The sequence below is a fragment of the Methanogenium marinum genome, assembly GCF_028912405.1.
In the GTDB taxonomy this organism is placed as follows: domain Archaea; phylum Halobacteriota; class Methanomicrobia; order Methanomicrobiales; family Methanomicrobiaceae; genus Methanogenium; species Methanogenium marinum.
The window spans coordinates 1327486-1348725 of sequence record NZ_JAKELO010000002.1 but is presented as its reverse complement, the minus strand read 5'-3'; the positions used below and the strand labels follow the sequence as shown (position 1 = coordinate 1348725).

Annotated in this window: 14 protein-coding genes; 4 read left to right on the top strand and 10 right to left on the bottom strand. The window is 51.4% G+C overall.

Annotation, left to right across the window (positions count from 1 at the left end):
- The first annotated feature begins 69 nt into the window (after positions 1-69).
- Complete coding sequence (gene pepD, locus L0665_RS06925; RefSeq protein ID WP_274924966.1) at positions 70-1557, top strand: beta-Ala-His dipeptidase; 1488 nt, start codon at positions 70-72, stop codon at positions 1555-1557.
- Positions 1558-1814: 257 nt separating this feature from the next.
- On the opposite strand, the gene L0665_RS06920 is transcribed toward pepD, so the two are convergent.
- Both L0665_RS06920 and L0665_RS06915 read right to left on the bottom strand, forming a co-directional pair.
- Positions 1815-5126: an AAA family ATPase gene (locus L0665_RS06920; protein ID WP_274924965.1), complete on the bottom strand. Its 3312-nt coding sequence runs from the start codon at positions 5124-5126 to the stop codon at positions 1815-1817.
- Positions 5123-6364, bottom strand: a complete 1242-nt coding sequence (locus L0665_RS06915; protein WP_274925732.1) for an exonuclease SbcCD subunit D C-terminal domain-containing protein — start codon at positions 6362-6364, stop codon at positions 5123-5125. The genes L0665_RS06920 and L0665_RS06915 overlap by 4 nt, the downstream gene beginning before the upstream one ends.
- Before the next feature lie 325 nt (positions 6365-6689).
- On the opposite strand from L0665_RS06915, the gene L0665_RS06910 reads away from it, so the two are divergent.
- The gene (locus L0665_RS06910) at positions 6690-7508 is read left to right on the top strand and encodes an alpha/beta fold hydrolase (protein WP_274924964.1); all 819 of its coding nucleotides are present in this window, start codon (positions 6690-6692) and stop codon (positions 7506-7508) included.
- A 36-nt stretch (positions 7509-7544) separates the two neighbouring features.
- On the opposite strand, the gene L0665_RS06905 is transcribed toward L0665_RS06910, so the two are convergent.
- Positions 7545-9641 (bottom strand): sensor histidine kinase, encoded by a 2097-nt coding sequence (locus tag L0665_RS06905; protein ID WP_274924963.1) that lies wholly within the window; start codon positions 9639-9641, stop codon positions 7545-7547.
- Between the two features lie 545 nt (positions 9642-10186).
- Between L0665_RS06905 and L0665_RS06900 the strand changes: the two genes are divergently transcribed.
- The gene (locus L0665_RS06900) at positions 10187-12436 is read left to right on the top strand and encodes an efflux RND transporter permease subunit (protein WP_274924962.1); all 2250 of its coding nucleotides are present in this window, start codon (positions 10187-10189) and stop codon (positions 12434-12436) included.
- 226 nt (positions 12437-12662) lie between these two features.
- On the opposite strand, the gene L0665_RS06895 is transcribed toward L0665_RS06900, so the two are convergent.
- Both L0665_RS06895 and L0665_RS06890 read right to left on the bottom strand, forming a co-directional pair.
- Positions 12663-14075: an MFS transporter gene (locus L0665_RS06895; RefSeq protein WP_274924961.1), complete on the bottom strand. Its 1413-nt coding sequence runs from the start codon at positions 14073-14075 to the stop codon at positions 12663-12665.
- Positions 14076-14170: 95 nt separating this feature from the next.
- On the bottom strand, positions 14171-15571 hold the full coding sequence (locus L0665_RS06890; protein ID WP_274924960.1) for an MFS transporter: 1401 nt from the start codon (positions 15569-15571) through the stop codon (positions 14171-14173).
- A 331-nt stretch (positions 15572-15902) separates the two neighbouring features.
- On the opposite strand from L0665_RS06890, the gene L0665_RS06885 reads away from it, so the two are divergent.
- Complete coding sequence (locus L0665_RS06885) at positions 15903-17174, top strand: purple acid phosphatase family protein (protein WP_274924959.1); 1272 nt, start codon at positions 15903-15905, stop codon at positions 17172-17174.
- Positions 17175-17414: 240 nt separating this feature from the next.
- On the opposite strand, the gene L0665_RS06880 is transcribed toward L0665_RS06885, so the two are convergent.
- The 5 genes from L0665_RS06880 to L0665_RS06860 all read right to left on the bottom strand — a co-directional run bounded on the left by L0665_RS06880 (position 17415) and on the right by L0665_RS06860 (position 21175).
- The gene (locus L0665_RS06880; protein ID WP_274924958.1) at positions 17415-18059 is read right to left on the bottom strand and encodes a flavodoxin family protein; all 645 of its coding nucleotides are present in this window, start codon (positions 18057-18059) and stop codon (positions 17415-17417) included.
- 40 nt (positions 18060-18099) lie between these two features.
- Positions 18100-18762, bottom strand: a complete 663-nt coding sequence (locus tag L0665_RS06875; protein ID WP_274924957.1) for a flavodoxin family protein — start codon at positions 18760-18762, stop codon at positions 18100-18102.
- A 639-nt stretch (positions 18763-19401) separates the two neighbouring features.
- The gene (locus tag L0665_RS06870) at positions 19402-19659 is read right to left on the bottom strand and encodes a MarR family winged helix-turn-helix transcriptional regulator (protein ID WP_274924956.1); all 258 of its coding nucleotides are present in this window, start codon (positions 19657-19659) and stop codon (positions 19402-19404) included.
- Between the two features lie 223 nt (positions 19660-19882).
- Complete coding sequence (locus L0665_RS06865) at positions 19883-20080, bottom strand: hypothetical protein (protein WP_274924955.1); 198 nt, start codon at positions 20078-20080, stop codon at positions 19883-19885.
- Between the two features lie 279 nt (positions 20081-20359).
- The gene (locus L0665_RS06860) at positions 20360-21175 is read right to left on the bottom strand and encodes a DUF1670 domain-containing protein (protein WP_274924954.1); all 816 of its coding nucleotides are present in this window, start codon (positions 21173-21175) and stop codon (positions 20360-20362) included.
- Positions 21176-21240: the final 65 nt, after the last annotated feature.

The following is a 21240-nucleotide window of genomic DNA, read 5'->3' as shown; positions in this document are numbered from 1 at the left end:
CATAGACGCATACACAGGAGGAATCCTCATCTGGGATGGTGCAGAACACTTCTGCAACAGGGGAATGATATGAAAGAAGACGGGAAAGGAGCAACAGGTGACAGCGGCACAGACGCAGCAACGATTCTTGAAATATTCAGCCGGATTGCAGCAATTCCCCGTTGTTCTGGGAATGAAGACGGTATCGCCTGTTTTCTTCTGGATTGGGCGGAGAACTCGGGTTTCACGGCAGAGAAGGACGCAGCGGGTAATGTATTCATTTCCCGTCCGGGTAGCAGGGGTAAAGAGGCGCTACCGCCTGTCGTTCTCCAGGCGCATATGGATATGGTCTGTGTGGCGGCCCCGGGCTGTGACCATGACTTTGCCCGTGAGGGTATTGACTGGTATGAAGAGGATGGCATTATCCGGGCACGGAGAACTTCCCTTGGGGCGGACAATGGCATCGGCCTTGCGATTGGGCTGCACCTCATGGAACATCCGGGAGAGACTCACCCGCCTCTTCAGTTGATTGCAACAAGGGAAGAGGAGACGACGATGCGCGGCGCCGCATCACTTGACCCTGCACGGGTGACCGGGACAACGATAATCAATCTTGATGATGAGGAGGAAGGCGCCATCACCACCAGTTCGGCGGGGATGATGGCAGTGGCATTTACCTTTCCTGCTCACCGCATTCGGGTCAGGGGTCCGGTCAGCTGGCAGACAGTGGAAGTGGCAGGTGGCAAAGGTGGCCATTCGGGTATTGAGGCTGGTTCCGGGCGGGCAAATGCCCTCTCCCTTTTGGGAAAGCTGCTCTCAGGTCTTATGGCGGAAACCGGGTGTGCAGTTACCTCTTTAACTGGTGGTGAACGGGATAATGTCATTCCCGGACAAGCACGGGCCTGTATTGGTCTTGATGGTGCGGTGGTGAAACAGGCGGTCCGGTTCATACGCGAGGAGGGTCGTGCCTGTCGGGAAGCATACCACGAAACAGATCCTGAGATGCGGATACGTATCTTTCCTGCCACCCCACAGGATAATGTCTTTGCTCCGGACACTGCGGCGGGTATTGTTTCCCTTCTCGCAGATCTTCCTGCAGGTGTCTGTGCAACGGATCCCGTCATCCCTGGTCTCGTTGCCACTTCATCCAATCCGGCAACGGTCCGCGAGGAGGCAGGCATGCTGACCATCGGCCTTTCGGCCCGTAGCAATAAAGATGCAATTCTCACAGTGATGGGTGAGAGATTTCGCAGGCAGGGAAAGGAGGCAGGTGCGGCCGTCTCCATTCCGGGGGTTGCACCCGCCTGGCATTACAGGGAGGACTCCCCCATCCGTGAGGCAGTTGTGGAAACGTACCGCGATCTCTTTGGCACCACTATGCGTCTCCGGGGTCTGCATGCGGGTCTCGAAACTGCCTGGATTGCACAGAAGATTCCTGAGGCAGACATCATTGCCCTCGGGCCGGATATTTGGGAAGCGCACACACCTCGGGAATCAGCATCCCTCCCTTCTGCAGGGCGTGTCTGTGTCCTTCTCCGGGAGACGCTCCGGCGATGTGCCGGTGTCCCCGATATATAACCAAAACCAATCTTTTGGCAGAATATTTTTCGATATAAATTGTTCTGATTGTTGATTCATTCACTGTATCGAATTTTCCTAAAAATGCGAAAAAAAAATGTTATTTAAGCGTGTTATTTAGCACGGTAATTTTTTTTAGTTTTTGCGGTACCCGCACCATTTTGCGGAAAATATGTATAGGAGAAATTGAGAGATTTTGATTTCTCTCTCATACGGTGAATTCCGGTTTGCTCTTTTTTCCTCTCTCTTTCTCTCTCTCAGGCCGCGTGCCGGATAACTCCCGGCCCTTTCACTGTACTTCTTCCGCCACTCTCTTTTTTGACCCTGATGACGGTTCCTATTCGTTCGTTTAAGGCAGGCACATGAGAGATAACACCGATGATTTTTCCCTGATCCCGCAGTGAGGAAAGTGTGGAGAGAGCCATCTCGAGGGCATCCCCGTCCAGTGTCCCGAATCCTTCGTCAAGAAAGAGGGAATCTACCTTTATCTTCCCGGATGCCATCGAAGCAAGACCGAGGGCGAGAGCCAGACTCACAAGGAAACTTTCGCCGCCGGAGAGATTTCTTGTCGACCGGACGGTTCCACCCTGGTAGTTGTCGGTTACCGCAAGTTCCAGGGGCAGATCTGGATTCTGAATCAGAATATACCGGTCACTCATCCCCTGTAACTGGCGGTTAGCTGATGTAATCATCACCGCAAAGGTGAGGCCCTGTGCAAAATTGCGGAACTTTTTCCCGTCTGCTGACCCGATAAGAGCATGGAGTTCATCCCACCGGCCGGTTTCGGTCCGCTGCGCAGCAATCCGTGTTTCCTGTTCAGCATACCGGGCTGCCTCCTCTTTCTGACGCCTGAGTTGCTGTCGGATTTCGCCTCTGCGGGTGTTTGATTCCTGTTCTGCTGTGGTGAGAGCACTTAGTTCTTCAGTGAGGGTTTCTTCATCCTTTTGCGTGCCTGCTGAGGCGTGGTGTGCCTCTGCCTCTCTTTGGGCGGTTGCATGCCGTGCTGCAAGGCCTGCCTGCCTCCGCTCCAGACGGTCGCGCTCGCTCCTGAGGACTGCTGTTTCTTCTGGTGAAAGGAGGGCAGCAGTGAAGTCACCTTCCCCGAGGAATCCCGCACTGCACACCGCCTCCTCAAACTGGTGTTCAGCCTCTTCCAGTTCTTTACCCTGTGTCTGGATAGCCACCCGGAGTGTTTGTATTTTCCCATCGAGGTTTGCATTTGCCTCTAATATGTTCTGATGATGTTCCTGTGCAATTTTCAATGCCGCATCTTTCTCCTGGATTATCCGGCCAGATTGGCGTTCAGCTTCGTCCGGGTTGATATCACCAAAAAGGTTCTGACGTTTGTCCCTGAGGTGTTCCAGGTCACTCCGGAGCAGGGTGGTGCGTCCTGTACAGTGCTCAGCAGCCCCGAATATCTGAATTGCCTGTTGGCAATAATGAATGAGATTTTCTGTTGACCGGGCCTGATCTTTGAGTGCCCTTATGGCAGTATCTGCTGCATTACAACGTTCAATTGTCTGGCTGACAGCACTGAGGGCCACATGCACAGCCTCCTCACGGTTAGGTGTATTGAGGTTGAGGTCAAGGGGGAATTCGCGGCACCCTTCAGTCCAGGCTTCCCCCCGGTGTATGGCCCGTTCCCGTATGGCATTGAGTCCCTCCTCTGCGGCTTCCGCTTCGCTTTCACTCCGTGCAATCACCGAAAGAAGGAAGGCCTCTTTCTCACGGATAGTTTCAATTGTGGCCCGTTCCTGGCGAAGTTCTTCCTCTGCTGCACGGGGGAGTGTTGCTGTGTCCATGACATACGGGTGGATGGTGGCACCGCAGAGAGGACAGGGTTTGCCTGCCTCCAGATGGGAGCGTTCCTCCTCCAGGTCATGAACCCGGGCCGCAAGGCGGCAATTTTTCTCCATCTGGTCTGCAAGGCGCTCCCGCGTTTCACGCTGTTGTCCACATTCTTCCCCTGTTTTCTGATATTGGACTGCCTCCTGTTTTTTCTCACGGATACGTTCGGTGAGTTCACTGCTTCGGAGTGCATCGTCTGCACCGTCCCTGAGACGGTCCAGAAGACTGTTTAGCCGGGTTATCTTCTCCTGGCAAACGGTAGTTTTCTCTCTGAGAGTGTCAGGGTCTCTGTACCAGGGAATATCTGCAAGTGTCCGTTCCAGGGAGATGACCTGTTCTTCTGCAATGGTGCACGTTTTTGTGGTTTCCGGGGGAAGCAGCCGGAGGGCATCACCCGGCACTGCATCTGCTATCTCTTTTGCGATGGTTGTCAGGGTCAGATAGATGGTGTCCGGACTCTCTGTAATGCCATGTTCTTTCAGGAACAATTCTGATTTTTCAGCTGCTGCCGGGGTGATGAAATCTGCTTCTGCTGTTTTGGAGAGTTCTTTCCGGGCGGTGTCCCAGTCACGTTCTGCTCTCTCCTGTTCCCTCAGGCGATCATGGAGATGGTCTCTTGCAGACTGCATCTGCAAGTCAAGTGCCCGCACTTCCCGAATGACCGGAGCAGCCTGTTCCGCCTGTTTCTGTGCATTCCGGAGGTTCACTTCTTCAGAAGAGACTACGGCTTCAGCCTTCCTGGCGGCGGCTATCCGTTCAGGCAGTTCTGTTTCAATCCGGATGATGGAAGTTTTGTCATTTTCCTGTCTTTCCCGGAGGGTGGTCACCCGGCGGTAGGGGCCTTCCTGTGTGGCGGCCACTTCACCTCTCCGGAGACGAATGAGCCGCTCTTTCGCTGCAGCCCGTTCTTCTGTCAGGTCTGCCTCTTCCTGTTCTGTTTCAGCAATGGTGTGGGAAATTCTCGCCCCTTCCTGATGCCAGGCAATCCCTGTCCTGCATTGGCATATACCTCTCTGCAGTTTATCGCCGTTTTCTACAAGGGTTACTTTCTCTTCACGGAGTCTGGTTACCTCTTCATCAGGGAGAAGGTTGATTCCGCTGCTTTCTGCCTCCAGAACCTTAAAAATCTCCTGTTCTTCCCGTCTTCGGAGATGCACGGCTACCGATATTCTCGAATAAATTTCCGTTCCGGTTATCTGCTCAAGCAGGGGAGAGCGTTCGTCCGGCGAAGCGTTTAAAAATGCTGCAAAATCACCCTGTGCAAGCATCACAGAGCGGGTAAATCGGTCGTAGTCCATACCGGTTAACTCCTCAACCCGTTTTGGCACCTCACGTTTCCGTGTGGTGAGAATATCCCCGGAGATTGCATCAGCAATTTCGTGGTGCGGAGTCTGCAGAGCACCGTCCGGTTTTCCACGGGCCCGTTCCTGTGCCCATGTACACCGGTAAACGCCACCTGCTGTTGCAATCTCCACTTCCGCACTACAGTCAGCCGCCCGGCGGTGCATAATCTCATTGGTTGACTTGCTGATGGTCTTCAGCCGGGGTGTGCACCCATAGAGTGCAAGGCAGATGGCATCAAGGATGGTTGTTTTCCCTGAACCTGTGGGGCCGGTGATCGCAAATATTCCATCTGCGCTGAAGGCTTCGCCGGTGAGATCAAATTCCCAGTCTCCTGCAAGAGAGTTGAGATTTTTTAGCCGTACTTTCCGTATTCTCATGAGAGGTTACCTCCATCAGTTCCATCAGAATCCATCGCGCTGAGCACTTCCCGGAAGGTGGCCATCAGCCGTTCCTGCTGTTCGGATGGTATATCTGCTGTCTCCATGCAGCGTTCAAAAACTTCGGTCTCTGTCAGTTCTTCAAGTTCCTCGCATGACTGGTATGCCGAAAGAGCCTCAGAAACAAGACGAATGTCTTTGACCTTAAGAACCTCAATCTCTGACCCTTCCGTCATCCCTGTTACCTCTCCCATCAGGTCACCCGGGAGAACAGAACCGTTGTATATTACCTCGGCCCAGACCGGTCCGCCAGTCATTCTGAGTTCACCGATTTTATGTCTGATTGTCAGGAGGTCCCCCTGGATGGTGGCGAGACGGCGGAACTGTGGAACCGGGACGGGGCGTACCACAGTCGGTATCTCAGACCCGGTTGTTACGAGAATTACTTCCTTTCTCTGTTCTGCTTCGCCAAATCCGACCGGGATCGGCGATCCGGGGTATCGTATTGTATTGATGCCTGCCACAGTCTGGGGTACGTGCAGATGTCCAAGAGCCACATATGCAGCATCTGTTGGGAAGATGTCCGCACCGACCCGTTCTATAAACCCGGCGACCTGGTCCCGGACACCATCCCCCTCGATGGTCTTTCCTCCTGCAGCAAAGAGATGGCCGGTAATAATCACCGGCACCTTTGGGCCGCTGGATGGCTGCATGGCACAGGCAGCTTCCCATGCCTCGTTGTACAGGGATCGGACTCCTTCCCGGACTTGTGAGGCTTTCTCTCCGATGGAGGCGCCGGGTGCTGACCGACGGATATCACGGTCACGGAGGAAAGGGACAGCAGCCACGATGAGTTGAGGGGTTTTGTCAGACCCGTCCAGAAGAAAGGTGCCTCCCGGTTTTCCTGCACCAGCGGTTCCCACGACATGGATATTGAGTGCCTCAAGGATCTCATGCGGTGCCTCAAGGAATGCCGGAGAGTCATGGTTGCCTGCCGTGATGATAATATGGCGGCAGCCTGCAGCGGCTGCTTTTGTCAGGAAGCGGTAATAGAGGGTCTGTGACCGGGCAGACGGGGTACCGTTGTCAAATATATCGCCGGTTACAAGCAGGAGGTCAACGGATTCTCTCTCTATAACATCTGCCAGCCAGTCGAGAAATGCCGCAGCCTCGGTGTCCCGCCGTCTCCCGCAGAGAGTCATTCCAAGGTGCCAGTCAGCGGTATGAAGAACGTTCAGAGGTCTCCACCTCTCTCATGGAATCCGATCGAACGGGGTGCTATACGAGAGGTTCTGCCCTGCATATGATGTATCCCTCTCCTGGTTACCAAAAAGAGGGGGTCTGCGGTGCGAAACTGTGCTGTGTGAATACGATGTCCGGCTGCCATAGAAATATCACTGAATCCTGTTGTCCTGTGGTCTGTTCAAGAGATTATCGCCGGGTTCATATGGTTGTATCGAAGAGTGTTTCGGGCAGATATATGGGTATTCATCTTCCAAAGACCGGCATCCTTATCCACATGTCTGCTGGATATCCCGTAAGAAAGAGGAGAAAGAGACAGGGATGGATAAGAAGATACTACATACCATAGAGACTGAGCGTCTACGGGTCACATATACAGAGAGTGGAGGGGGTCGCCCCCTTCTTCTTATCACCGGGTATGGGCAGACCGCAGAGGAATGGCCTCCGGAAATGATCCGTTCTCTTTCCGGGGAATTCCGGGTCATCTGCATGAACAATCGTGGTGTTTGTGGCACAGGGGGTGGGGACGGTTCCTATACCGTCCCGGGGTGTGCAGACGATGCCGCTGCACTGATGAGTGGCCTTGACCAGGGGCCGTGGTATGTGGCGGGATATTCGATGGGTGGGATGATTGCACAGGAACTTGCACTCCGGCATCCCGGGCGGGTGGGACGCCTCGCCCTCATCTCTGCTACGTGTGGAGGAGCACAGGCCACCCCTGCCTCCCCGAAAACGATTGCCCTGATGAATGCACCTGCAGAAAGTGCCCTTGAAATGCTGGAGAACACCGGACGCTATCTCTTCCCAGGTGCCTGGCGGGCTGCCCATCCAGATCCCTTCTCCTGGTTTCCCCCGGTTACCTGCATCCCGCCCCCGGAGATCTATACTGCCCAGCAGGAGGCAATTGTTACGTGGGAAGGGACTTGGGGCCGCCTTCCCGGCATCCGTATCCCCCTCCTTATTTTGCAGGGTCCGAAGGATATTATCACTCCCCCGGACAATGCCCGTATCATTTCAGGACGGGTGGAAGGGTCGGTGATAATTGAAATAAAAGGGTGCGGGCATGGCATCTGTTACCAGGAACCGGAGAAATGTGCAACCATTCTGACCGGATTTTTTGAAGAGGGAGAGGAGAAATGACCAGTGCCGGGTATACCAAACCCTCTCATGTGTTCCTTATTTCTCGCGATATCCCTGGTATCCATCCTCAGGAAGGTGCATCACAAACCGTGACCCTTCACCTTCCTTTCCTTCCTCAGTGATGGTAATGTAGGTAAGGGCAAGGATCTCTTTACTCAGGAAGAGACCAAATCCTGTATTCTGTCCATACCCTTGTTTGAATATCTTCTCTTTGAATTCCTGAGGCACACCCCTGCCATCGTCTTCCACCACCAAACAGCTCTCATCAGGATGGTGCTCGAAGCGGACGGTTACTGCGGTGACAGATTTCCCGTGGCGGTGGGCGTTTTCAAATAAGTTCTCCAGCACTTTTCTAAACATTGGGTCGGCATAAATTTCCAGCGTGCCTGTATCGCATGAGACTGCAATCCCGGTCCGGCTTATGATCCCTTTGGCCCATGCGGCTGCATCTGCCACGTTCTGCCACGAGGGTGTGTAGGTACCAAGGTCTTCATAATCACGGGTAAATGAGATCTGATCCTCAATCACCTCAGCAGAATGGTCAATCTTTGCAATCATCTCTCTCACCTCAGAATTCATTGCCCCATCAGGTTCCATTTCGGTGAGTTCTGCTACCATGCGGATCACCGTCACCTGGTTGAGGATATCGTGCCGGGTGATTGAGGTGAGCAGTTTTATTTTGGTATTTGCTTCCATTATGGCTGAGCGGGCCGCATAGTGGGATGAGACGTCCTGGGTGATGCCCACAATCCACACTGGTCTTTTGGCATTATCCCGTTCAATGACCTGACCAGTGATCTGGATCCAGCGGCCTTTCTGTGGGTTTCCCACGGGAAATTCAATGGAGAAGGTGTCCTTCCCACCAGTCACAATATCTGCAAGCGGTTCATCAAGTGAGGTCTCATATCCGTTTTTCAGGTACACCTTCAGTTGGTCTATGAGTGCTTCCACGGTAGTAACATTTGGTATCGCCCGGTCGGTAAGTGGATTTTCATAGGTTACATAGCCCTGCCCTTCCCGCCATTCCCATGAAGCAAGACCGGCACCCTCCATTGCTATCTTCAGTCTGAGGTCCTTTGCCTTCATCTCCTCCTCTATACGCTTCCGTGCTGTAGCGTCCCGGATGAGGATAATTGTCCCTCCTGATTGGGTGTCATACCCTTCAATTCTGCTGACAGTCAGGTCATACCAGCATATCTCCCCGGCAGTATCTGCATGTGATATGGTGAGTGAACGGGCCTCTCTGAGTGCAGTGAGACTGGTTTTGAATACCCTGCCAAGGAGTCCATCCGCAGAGGAGGAAATTGCTTCATTCTCTGTCACACCTGCTGACGTGCAGGCGGCACTGTTGATGTCGATGATAACGCCATTTCCGTCAGCGACAATCACCCCTTCATGGATTTCGGTGATGATACGAGTCCGTGCAAATGGCATGATACTGAAGAGGCCCAGCCAGAATATGGTGATGAAGACGAGGATGGCACTCAGGGCAAAGAAGAGCGGGGTGAGATCGACAGCGTTCCCCTCCACATCTGTGAAAACGGTGAAAATATTTGCTGTGAAGGGAAGGAGTGCACTCATAATAAGGAGATCTATCTGCCATCGGAAGTGCGGAGGTGAGGACGTCAGAATGCCGGTCAGAAGGAGCAGGGAGGCGGTAACGAGGGCATATGAGTATATCAGGTTTATCCAGAACCAGATGCCGTACTGGCCGATGTAGTTGTTGAATATCCAGAGGGATGGGTCAGCACTCTGTAGATAAAATAGGCCAGTCCACGGGTTTGTGAGTGCGAAAACGATGCTTGCCGCAGGAAAAAGGGAGATTGCTGCCCGCTGCCATCCCGGCATATGTTCATCCTTCCCGGTATATGCGAGGGTGAAAAAGAAGAACATGAGAGGGGTGAGGATGATGAAGATGTACTTGAAACCTGAGAAGACGAACTTGAGGGAGATATCGGGGAAAACGATTATAGCGGCATCGCAGCAGAGCCATCCGGTCAGTGCTGCAGCGGTATATGAGAGCCAGATTGCGCCGCGGGCCTCATGGCGGGACCGGAGTGTCCAGGCAATACCTCCGGTAATACATGCTGATCCCAGTAAGAGTATGAAGAGAAAGAATCCCGGATTATCCATCGTTATCAACTCTGCTTTTCCCCTGTTATGACTATTCTGGTGGCTCTATTACTGACGATATGAGTATTTGTTCTGCCTGATGAATTGGATCTGTTGTCATTGGGGTTCCTAATTTATGATGATATAGATGAGTGAAAGGCGGGTGGCAGCTGCGGCGGTTCCAAAAAAACCGTTTTTCATCTATTGAGATGCCAATGGTAATCGTTTCTCTGTTTTTCTCCGCGCTTCAGGATATGGCAGGGATATATATCTCCCACTCTGCACCTATTGAAATTCCCATCCCGATTTTTAATTATTCTATGTGTGATACGTATTTTCCTGTTTTTCGAGGTGGGCACCAGTGTTCGGACTTCACCCTCGGGATACTGGCACGGTGTGTACCTTTTAATATCTCAGACGTTGTTGTTTTTTAAGTAACAACAGCCTATATTTGTGGATCCCGGGCATGCCATTTTTCTCTCATGGCACAGCAGCTCCTGACCTGTTGTTCTGCATCCGTGGATCTTCTGGAACCAAAAACCGATATCAAATAATAATGTGATAGCATGCAGTCACCATTCGCCCTTCTGGCCAATTCCATCAATCATCACCCGAAGACCGTAGCAGCGGTAGTCGTGGGTGTGATCCTGGTAATGATGTTCTTTGCGTCCGGTGTTACGATGAAGACCGGTACCGAGACGTATGTGGACATCACTTCACCATCAGGTTCCCTCATTAAACATTATGAGGATACGTACAGTTCTGACTCCATTATTCTCATGTTCGAGGGTGATGGAGTCTATATGCCCCAGACACTGGATTATATCCAGGGCCTCTCTGAGGATATTGGAAATGAATACCAGGTTGTCTCTGTCGCAAGCATCATTGACCTTGTTGATATCTACAATGGGGGGGTAATTCCCGGATCTGAAACAGAGATTAAGAGCATTGTTGATCAGCACAAAGACGTCATTCCGGGAGCGTCAACGACCGGTGCGATGACCCTGATGCAGGTTGTTGTGCAACCCGGGCTCTCGGATTCTGCGTCAACTGCCGCTCTGAATAACGTTCGCTCGGTGGTAGCTGCCCATACTCCCCCACCCGGCATATCTGTTACAGTAACAGGAACTGCGGCATTCGCTGATGAAATGAAGACCTCAATGGGGTCATCCACCGGTATGCTGATTGGGCTCGCCATGCTTTTGATGATCGTTGCAATGGCATTCCTCTTTGGCCATGTCCGCTACCGTTTCCTGCCAGTACTGATTGTGATGATGGGAGTCATCGTCTCCTTCGGTGTGATGGGTGCCACCGGAACAGGACTCACAATGATGGTGATGGCTGCCTTCCCGGTGATGATCGGAATCGGTATCGATTATGCCATCCAGTTTCAGACACGGCTTGATGAGGAGGTGCGAAAGGGCTCCATTGAAGATGCGGTCTTTACTACCGTCACCCAGTCAGGCAGTGCAGTGGCAATCGCAATGGTCGCCACCTCACTTGGGTTTATTGCGCTTACCATGGCGCCATTTCCCATGGTGGTTGACTTTGGAGTAATCTGTGTAGTGGGCGTTGCTTCCTGCTATCTCTGTGCCCTTGTCATTGTTCCCACATTCGCAACACTGGTGAAGTACAGGCCGTTGGAGCCAAAACCCCATAAAAGCGGCACTGGTCATCAGGTGTCTGTGATGGATCGATATGATATCGTTCTGGGAAAGACAGCAGGGTGGATTGCCAATCATCCGGTTGGTGTGCTCCTCCTCGTTGGTTGTATCGCGGTTATAGGCATCACACTGGATGACAAAATTGTCATCAACACCGAAGAGGAGGCAATGGTGCCGCCGACGATGCCTGCTATGGTGAGTATGAACAAACTGGGCAGTGCGATGGGGTCGACGTCCACGATACCGCTCGTGGTCCGGAGTGATGACATATTTGAACCCGATACCCTGCAGTGGATGTATGCACTCACGGAATATGAGGAACTGAAGCATAGTGAAATCACCGGAGCGACCAGCATTGCAAGCATCCTTACATCGATGAACGGGGGGGAACTTCCACAGGACCGCGAACAGATAGCAGCACTCCTGAAACTCATCCCTGAAACTACCATCTCGCGGTATACAGATGGACAGATGGAGGGAGTCATCGAGTTTAGCACTGAGGATCTTGACCTCAATAATATGAAAGCGCTTCTCGATGAGATGCGTGAGGACCTTACCTGGTACGAGACAGACGCCGGTACAACGGGAGTATTTACGGGTACCCTTGTCCTCTTCGGTGACATGATCGATGGGATCACAGAGTCGAAAAGTGACATGAACCTGATGGGATTTGGCCTGATTTTTGCTTTCCTCCTCCTCATTTACCGGAAGGCAACAGCAATCACACCGATTATCCCGATCATCATGATCGTCGGATGGAACGCGGTCATCATGTATGTCCTTGGTCTGGAGTATAATATCCTCACCGCCACCCTTGGTGCGATGACCATTGGTGTTGCGTCTGAGTATACCATCCTCATTATGGAGCGGTATGATGAGGAGCGTGAACGGGGTCTCTCCTGCCATGATGCAATCCAGATGAGTATCCAGAAGATTGGAACGGCGATTACCATCTCCGGCCTGACAACGGTGTTCGGTTTCTCCGCTCTGACGCTCTCGGAGTTCCCTATCATGTCCAACTTCGGTCTGGTGACTGTGATCACGGTGGCATTCTCTCTTGTGGGAGCCATCATGGTGATGCCTGCGGTGCTGGCTGTTGTCAGCCAGATTCAGGACTGGTTTGCTGCACGAAAGTCTGCAAAAGCGTTCTAAGGGTACCGCACATAAAATTACAATGCAGGGCCTGGGATTTGGCTCTGCAGAGACTGTTTTCTATTTTTTTGGTATTTTAAGGTGGGTAAGGAAGACTGTTGCTGATCTGTTCTCACTTAACCCACCCTTCTCCTGAATCAACCTCCTGATCTTGTATGGTGCACCACCGGAGGGACGGACACTCGTCCCTTCTGTGTTCCAGATGTCTGCCGCTATTTAGATTGGGTTATTTTGTCTGTTCTGCAGGATTTTCCCGGATATTGCCGCGCACCGCAGAGAACCAGACGCCTGCCGCACAGAGGAAGCCGAAGGCTACAAAGGCGTAATGTGTTGCTGTTAATAGTTCTCCCGTTACGTTTGGAGTGATGACGACGGTTCCTATCACAATGGAGAACGTCATCATTGCAATCGCCATCGAGAGGTTCTGTCCTAACACCCGCATGGTGGCGGCGGTTGCAGAGGCGATGCCTGCCTGAGCATTGCCAACCGAACTCATGATGGAATTCATATTCGGAGGTGAAAATATGCCGTATCCGAGTCCGAGGACCATCAGAACGGCGAAGATGAGGTAAAACGGAGTATCTCCCCCGATGAATGAGAGTAAAAAGAGGCAGACAGTGACGATGGTCATACCTACCGTGGCGAGTATCCGGGGTTCTGTCCGGTCAGAGATTCTGCCTGCGAGGGGGGCTGTCACTGCCATGAGGACGGGTTGTGCAAGGAGGATGGTGCCTGCTGCCTGCGGGGTGAGGGCCCGGATATACTGGAGATAAAGGGAGAGCAGGAAGGTGACAGCATAGGTGGATGAGTAGTTGATCAGCGCTGCAATATTTGAATACGTGAACGCCCGGTTGCCGCGGAGGAGGCGAACGGGGAATATTGGTTCTTCTGCCTGTTTCTCCCAGAAAAAGAAGCCCATAAGACCACAGGCACCGGTGAAAGCAATGCCTGCTGCCCAGAGTGCAGGCAGATGGGAGGCACCCCAGATGAGGAAGATAAGGGAGATACTGTAGATGACGGTACCAGGGTAATCAAACGCTCTTTTTGGTGCAGTAGTCTTGTCTTTTGGGATCACCCAATATCCAACGGCAAGAGCGGCGAGGATGGCTGGTGCGGTCACAAGAAAGAGGGCCCGCCAGCCAAGAAAGCCGGTGATGATGCCCCCCAAAAATGGCCCTGCGGCGAGGCTCACATAGACGATTGCGGTGTTAATGCCTATGATCTTTCCCCGTTCCCGCAATGGATAATTGGTGGTGAGAAGAGGAAGGGCGGTTGCAAAGGTCATCGCACTCCCGAATCCGGCGACGGCCATTCCTGCCAGGAGGAATCCAAATGATGGTGCCAACCCGGCAATGATGAGCCCGGTGCCCATGATGGCGATACCGGTGAGGAAATACCTTCGTCTCCCGAGCATATCTGCCGTCTTTCCGAAAGGTAAGAGGAACATCGCATAGGGGAGGAGAAACGCGGTCGGTACCCAGCCAAGAAGAGTGGCGGGGACTCCGAATGCTGCTGCAATGAGAGGCAGGGCAATCTGTACTCCGGAGGAGATGAAGGGGGTTGCAAAAGAGGCGAGGCAGACGGCAAGAAGAATCGCGGTGAGGGTTTGTTTCGGCAGAGTGGGTGTGGCAGTATCCATGCAAAACTCCGGTATATATTTCTGTAGGGGCGGCAGGAGAATGAATGTTGGGGGGATTGGTGGGGGTGTGAGAATGGTATGTCTTCTGTATGAAATTACCTGCCCCTGAGATTGCCCCGTGCCGCGGAGAACCAGATCCCCGCCCCGCAGAGGATGGCAAAGGCAGAAAAACAGATCTTAATTGCCTGCAGGAGTTCGTTTACGACTGTGGGACCGATTTCCACATTTCCGATGACAATGGAGAAGACCATCATTGCAATTGCCATTGAGAGCATCTGGCCGATGACCCTCATGGTGGCGGCGGTTGCGGAGGCAACGCCTGCAGCGTGGTTGGGAAGAGCACTGATGATGGAGTTCATATTTGGCGATGAGAAGATGCCAAATCCGAATCCAACGATGGCAAGAATTGCCATCACGACGAATAGTGGTGTCTCTGTCCCGAGGAGTGCGAATCCTGCAAGGCTCCCTGCAACGATGGCCATCCCTATGGTAGCAGGAATCCATGGTTCAACCCGGTCAGAGAGATTGCCTGAGAAGATGACAGCTCCCGTCATCACGGCGGGCTGGGTGATGAGAATAATCCCTGCGAAGTCCGGCGAAAAACCCCTGACACCCTGGAGATAGAAGGAGAGGAGGAATCCGATGGCAAATGTGGCGGCGTAGTTGATGAGTGCTGCGATATTTGAATAGGTGAATACCCGGTTTCCGGCAAAGGCCCTCACCGCAAAGATGGGATTTTGCACGTGTCCTTCCCACCAGAGGAAGGTGATAAGCCCTGCTGTGCCTGCTGCTGTGAGAAACCCGCCATACCATTTTGGGATCAGTGAAAGTCCGGTGATAAGGAAGATGAGGGTAGCTGCATAGATGAAAGACCCTGGATAGTCGTAATTTCCAGCCAGTCGTCCGTTCCCATCGGTCGTAGGGATATCCTTTACACTTGGAATAAAGGAGAGGATGGCGATTGCTGCTGCCAGTGCGAAGACAGCCCGCCAGCCGAAGATGCCCGTTACAATGCCTCCAATGAATGGCCCTGCGGCAAGGGCGATGTAGATGACAGCCGTATTAATGCCGATGACCTTTCCTCGTTCGTTCAGGGGATAGTTCATAGTAAGAAGGGCAATACCGGTCGCATAGATCATTGCACTCCCGATGCCTGCGATAAACATCATCACAAATAGCACCCAGAAATCGGGGGAGATGGCAGCACCTGCAAGGGAGATTGCCATCACCAGAATCCCTGCCAAAAAGATCTGTCTCTGCCCGATGGTATCTGCAACCTTCCCGAACGGGATCAAAAATATGGCTGAAGCAAGGAGGTATGCAGTCGGGATCCAGCCAACAAGGTCAGCACCTGTCATAAACTCCGCTGCAATGAGCGGTAGGGCAATGTTGATAGCAGACCCGATAAAGGGTAAAATAAATGTGGCAGCACTTGATGCGATGAGAATGGCCCGGAGACGTTGGCGTGAATAGGAATGGGGGAGATTTGTGTCCATTGGGAGAAGAAATGTTCATTTTAGATAGGGTTAAGAGTTGTGCAGGTAACCCTTTTTGAAGGGTCACTGTAGCTGGAAGGTATCTGTTTTCCCGGTTTTCGTGCTGCAGTGCCAAATGTTCATATTTAAAGTATGTGTGTGTTTTATCAGAATAAAAGCAAAATATATGTAACGTTATTGGATTCTAAATGTATTGACTGCTGGCATCGTTTCCATTTGGAGTGCAGAATGTCCGCCAGTCTAATCCTGAATGCATCTGATAAAAAAATAGTTTAGAATATTGGTATTTCTCAGAAATGATGGGTGATGTAGGATGAAACAGGTGACATGTATGATATGCATTCTCTTTCTGGTACTCTGCTGTACCGGTTTTGTGGCAGCGGATAGTGCGGTAACAGGAATGATGGATGATGAAAGTGCAGGAAATGTCTCTGTTTTTTGCCATGGCCCATATCTGACCAGTACTACGACGAATGAAACAACGGTGAACTGGCTGGCCCCTATTCCTGTAGGAGGAATTGTGGCATGTGCAAGCGATGCATATTACCAGGAAACGGGCCGGTATAAGCAGCAGGTAATAGATGATGCACCTGTTTCTCTCCATCATGTCCACCTCACCGGTCTTGAGCCGGATACTTGCTATCACTATACAGTCACCATCGGCAGGGAAACGTCCGGTGACCACACCTTCCGTACCTTCCCGGAAAAAGGCTCTTTCACCTTCATTGTCTATGGAGATACGCAGGAGCAGATTCCGTACTTCACCCAGGCTGATCGTCATGCTCTTGTTGCAGAACGAATTGCCGCAAATGAACCGGAGGCCCTCTTTGTTTTGCACGTCGGTGATATGGTCTGCGTGGTGGATGATGAAGATGAGTGGGATCGCTTCTTTACAGCAGGTCGTGCACTTTTTGCCAATGCCACCATCATACCGGTGCTGGGTAATCATGAAAATAATGCAACGGTCTGGTATGACACCTTTGGTATGCCGGAGTGGTACTCCTTTGACTGTGGAGACGCCCACTTCGTGGTGCTGGACTCCAATGACTGGGCGGCCCCGCACTTTGATGAGGAGACGGCATGGCTCAGGGCAGATCTGGCAGCAAACCAGGAATCCCGGGAGGGAAACACGGCGGCCCGGACGTTTGTTGTGTTCCACCATCCCCCTTACAGTTCCGGAACCCGGCATCCTGGCGGATGGGAAGATCTTCGTGAAATCTGGAACCCGATTTTTGAGGAATATGGAGTGGATATGGTCTTCAATGGGCACGTACACTCCTATCAGCACTATTCAGTAAACGACATTGAGTATGTTGTCGCGGCAACGGGCGGTGGAGTGCTGTACAACCTTACCGAAGAGAAGACCGAAGGATATGCCGCGAGTGCTGACCACGAACTTGGATATGTGCGTGTAAAGGTTGATGAAGGCGGTATTTTTTCCGTGTTTGTGCCGGTTGCAGCGGTTTCGGTGGATAACCGGGTGGTAACTGGGAATTTTCCGGTTGGGACAGAGTATGATCCTGTGATTATCGGGGATTGTGAAATGGGTATTTTTGGTATTTTTCAAGGGGGATTTGGCCGGATGATCACTCTTTTTGTGTGATCACGGGTATTCGTTTTCTGGATAATTAGGACCCAATTTTCAGTATTGGAGATAATCTGAAAAAAATAGAATCCCCCCTTCCTAATAGGAATGGGTAAATAGGATGGTTTTTGGTATTGATGGTGGATGGAATATGTCTTTTGATTTTCCTGATACGTTTTCACAGAATTGTGTGAATCCAGCTAAAAAAGGGTGAGATATGTACTTTAGAATGTAAACAAGATTTTTTGGTTTTTCAGTTTATTCCACTCGTTCTTCTGCCTGCATCTTATCGAGTTGCCTTACTGCTTCCTTTCCTGCCGTATAAGCAAATGTGAGAGCGGTGGGGTGCCCTTTAATACCACCCCAACGGTCCATGCCTGGTGCGGTAATATTGTGATCTGGTGTATAACCACATCCAAATCCGTTAAAAAATGCTGTAATGATTGGGTAGGCGTAATCAAAGATATCAGGTCGTTCCATCCCTGCCGTAGTGAGGAAGTAGCCAGGGTGGGCGATGAAGTGCTCTTTTTCGTAGTGTACCATATCGAGTTTGAACTTCTGTGCCCAGATGGTGTGTGCCCGGTCAATGAACGCCTTCATCTCAGAAGTAATGGACATCGAGTAGATTGGGGACGCGAGGGCAACGATATCCGCATCAGGGACTTTTTTTGTGAGAATTGGTATGAAGTCATCATTGATGACACAGACCCCGGTTTTATGGCAGGCATTACACCCCCGACAGGAGCGGAATTCAAGAGTGGAAAGAATTATTTTTTCAGTATCTCCTCCCGCGTCCGCTGCCCCCTCCAAAAAGCGGTCCAGCAACTGTTCAGTGTTCCCCTGCCGATGCGGGCTTCCGGAGATGCCCAGTACCCGTAATGGTTTTCCGGTTTTTGGATTCATGCAGTTTTCTCCTTCTGCTGTCCATAATTCTCAACGGCCTTCATTTTATCTCCTGATTCTTAGGCCCGTATTCTCCTTTTTCGTCTCCTTCTGCAAGCCTCGTTTTGATATCTGTTATCATCTGTCTTCCGAGAGCTGCTGCATCTGCGGTCGCCGTTGGGTGGGCGGCAAGCTCTCCTGCTTTATCCACATTGTTTACCATCAGATACGATATATCGCGGTTTTTTATGTCCGCCAGATGGAAGAAGCATTTCACTGATGGGATGAGGGCATCAAAGACATAGTCCCAGTTCTGACCTGCAGTGGAGAGAAATGCCCCTAGCCGTTTGTCCTGCCGCTCTGCAGGGGCTATTGGGAGGTGAAGTACATATTTCCGGGAGCGAAGCACCTGCATCCGGTCGACAAGGGCTTTTGCCTGAGCACACATCCCCATGCAGTAGACAGGGGATGCCATCACCACAATGTCTGCGTCGACTATTTTATCCAGCACCCAGTGAAGGTCGTCATCCTCCATGATACAGTGGTTTAGTTTCTCACAGGCATTGCATCCCAGACAAGGGCGGATCTCGATTTCATCGAGTGCATATTTCTCCACCGTGACGCTCTCTTCTGCTGCCATAGCTCCGAGAAGGGCATCCAGGAGCGTCTCAGAGTTGCCGTGCCGCCGTGAGCTTGTCGCAAAAGCGAGGACTTTCACACCCATTACGGCACTGTTCGTGTGAATCTTACTTTAGGGTTTCCAACGTTGTGTCAGGAATTGATTTTTATTTTGGGGTGTCCGGATTGAATTCCTGTCACTGGGATTGTATTTGCCTAGAGGACAGATCACTCTCCTGTTTTCATATTGGTCACACATTATCGCCTGAAAATGCTTCAGTGAGAATGGCCGAAATTTGAGAGCAATATGTTATTCCACAAAAATGAGTTGTTTATTGCATTCTGTGATTCCTGTGGACGGCAGAAAAATCGTATCCCTGACCTTACGAAGTCTTGTTACGCATGCAAAGTTTGTTGATTTCGTGCGGGTGTAGCGGGAAATATCTCTGCCTCTTCTTCATCTGGCAGGTATCTGCCCTCCGAAAGTCCAGGACATGGAGTCTGATTAAAAGAACCAAAAAAATATATCTGGAGAGGTATTGTCAATAGCCTGGTGAAAGCCTGCAAACCATTTTTGGGGTGCAACAAGCACTGCTATTTTTTTGACTGCGATACCCTGTCCTTCTTTTTGTATGGGGGTAACTGAATGGAAATACGGTGCATTTTTTTCATTTCATCTGCATGGTAATGCGGGGGTTACAGCATCCCGCTCACTTCGGCAGTGAGATGACTGGTAACATTGTGCCTATGGCCGCATGTAAAAGACCTGGCGTGCGTCTGTGAAGTTGAACTTCCTGACCACAAAGCCTTCCTCAATGAGCCTGCGCAGTGCGTTTCTGACCGTTCGTGGTGCCCATTCAACCTGACAGGATATCTCCGAGAATGTACGGGGTTCGTGATCATCGAGTATAACCAATACGGCCCGAGCTGAACCCGGAAGCTTCTCTTCTGCGATTTGGGGTTTGATCAGGTCCTGGCCGGGTGTTACAGTATATGTTGTCATTGTTGTCCTCCTTGACTGGTGTATGATTTCCCCGGTGCTGATTTTTTTAGCACCGGTTTTCTGAATAACTGTGCATCTGATGGTTACTGCGGTGGTGTGGCCGAAAATATGATTGGGTTAGGGAGATTGCAGTCTCCTCCTATACAATAATTTTTCTGGCTCACAGGTGTAGTATCTCCTGCATTTTTTGCACTGTCTCGTTCGATGAAAGGGTCTCCACATGTCACGCATGGTGGGGCTGGTTTCGTGAACTTTTGGTGGAGATTTTCCCCCCATAACAGGTTCCCATCTCGCCGGATTTGATACGGAAGCTGGCATTCCCGAATGCCTGAACAATCTTCCCCGGGTCATTGGTGACGATTCCCCTGGTGTGTGGGGGGAAAACCACACTTTTCCCGCCCCCCGTCTCAACATGTTTCATTCCCTTTCACCGTTCTGTCAAAGTAGTCGCAGTCTGATTTGGTGGTGGTCCAATGCGACATTTGACACCCCTATCTCTATGCCAATCAGTATTAAAGGTTTCGCATAAATGCATCTATTAGAAAAGTATGATAAATCCAATTATCGTTTAAAATCAAGTTTTTGTCGAAAATTGCCTGATAATTACGTTTGTGGATATTTGGGGGCTTTCCTGCGAGGTAGGCTTTAATCCATGGTTGACTGCATCTTCTATAAGGTCATATGTCTGACTGTGTGGATGCTACCTGGGGGCAAAAGGGGCCGGGCGCTGGATGATGCCCGGTGTATATCGGGTAAACAATTCATTGAGGCGGGTGGTCTTTCGGTTTTTATGGCATTCATAGAGAATAAGGAACTCCCCGAGCACTTTTTCGGGGACACCTGTTACATCAATTATTTCATTTACACGGTAGCTCCGTGCATACAAAACCACGGTGTCGGTGAACTGTCGATGGTATTTCCGCACCATATCAGGTGAAACGCCGCATTCATTGGCTGTATTATCAATATCTTCGCCGCAGAGGAAACGGTCCACACAGACTGAACGTATGGATGGAATATGCCCGTATTCATAGATTGCACCCCGTGTCGGCAACCGAATCCCTGCAGTTCTCAGTTCCTTAATGTCCCGCTGGATTGTGCGTGAAGAGGTGGTGAGCAGAAGTGCAAGGTCATGCTGTGTCAGGAGGCCGCCCTGGTCATAAGATTCGCGGGCGAGGCGTATCAGTTTGTGTCTTCGCATCCCCTGCAGACCTCCTGTCTCAAATGCCACTGCGTCATCAGATTCTGAAATGGTGAGGAATACGGGGCGCAGAGGTATGTCTCCGATTGCCCGACCCGGCCGTTCCCGCATATCAACCGCATGGTAGATAATCTGCATATCGCCGCGGTGCCAGCCGTAGGGCTTTTCGGAGAATTCATTCATTAAATGGACAAGGGAACGGCTGGTCGCATGTTTAAAACCGTATTCCTCTTCAAGAATGGCAAGGAGCTGATACTCTTTCGTCTTCGTCCAGGCGCTTCTCAGCGACGGGGTCTCGGTACGCTGCATCTGCATAAGGATATATCCTGATGGAAGATGGATCGTTCTGGATGATAAACCCTGCGACAAATGTCAGATCA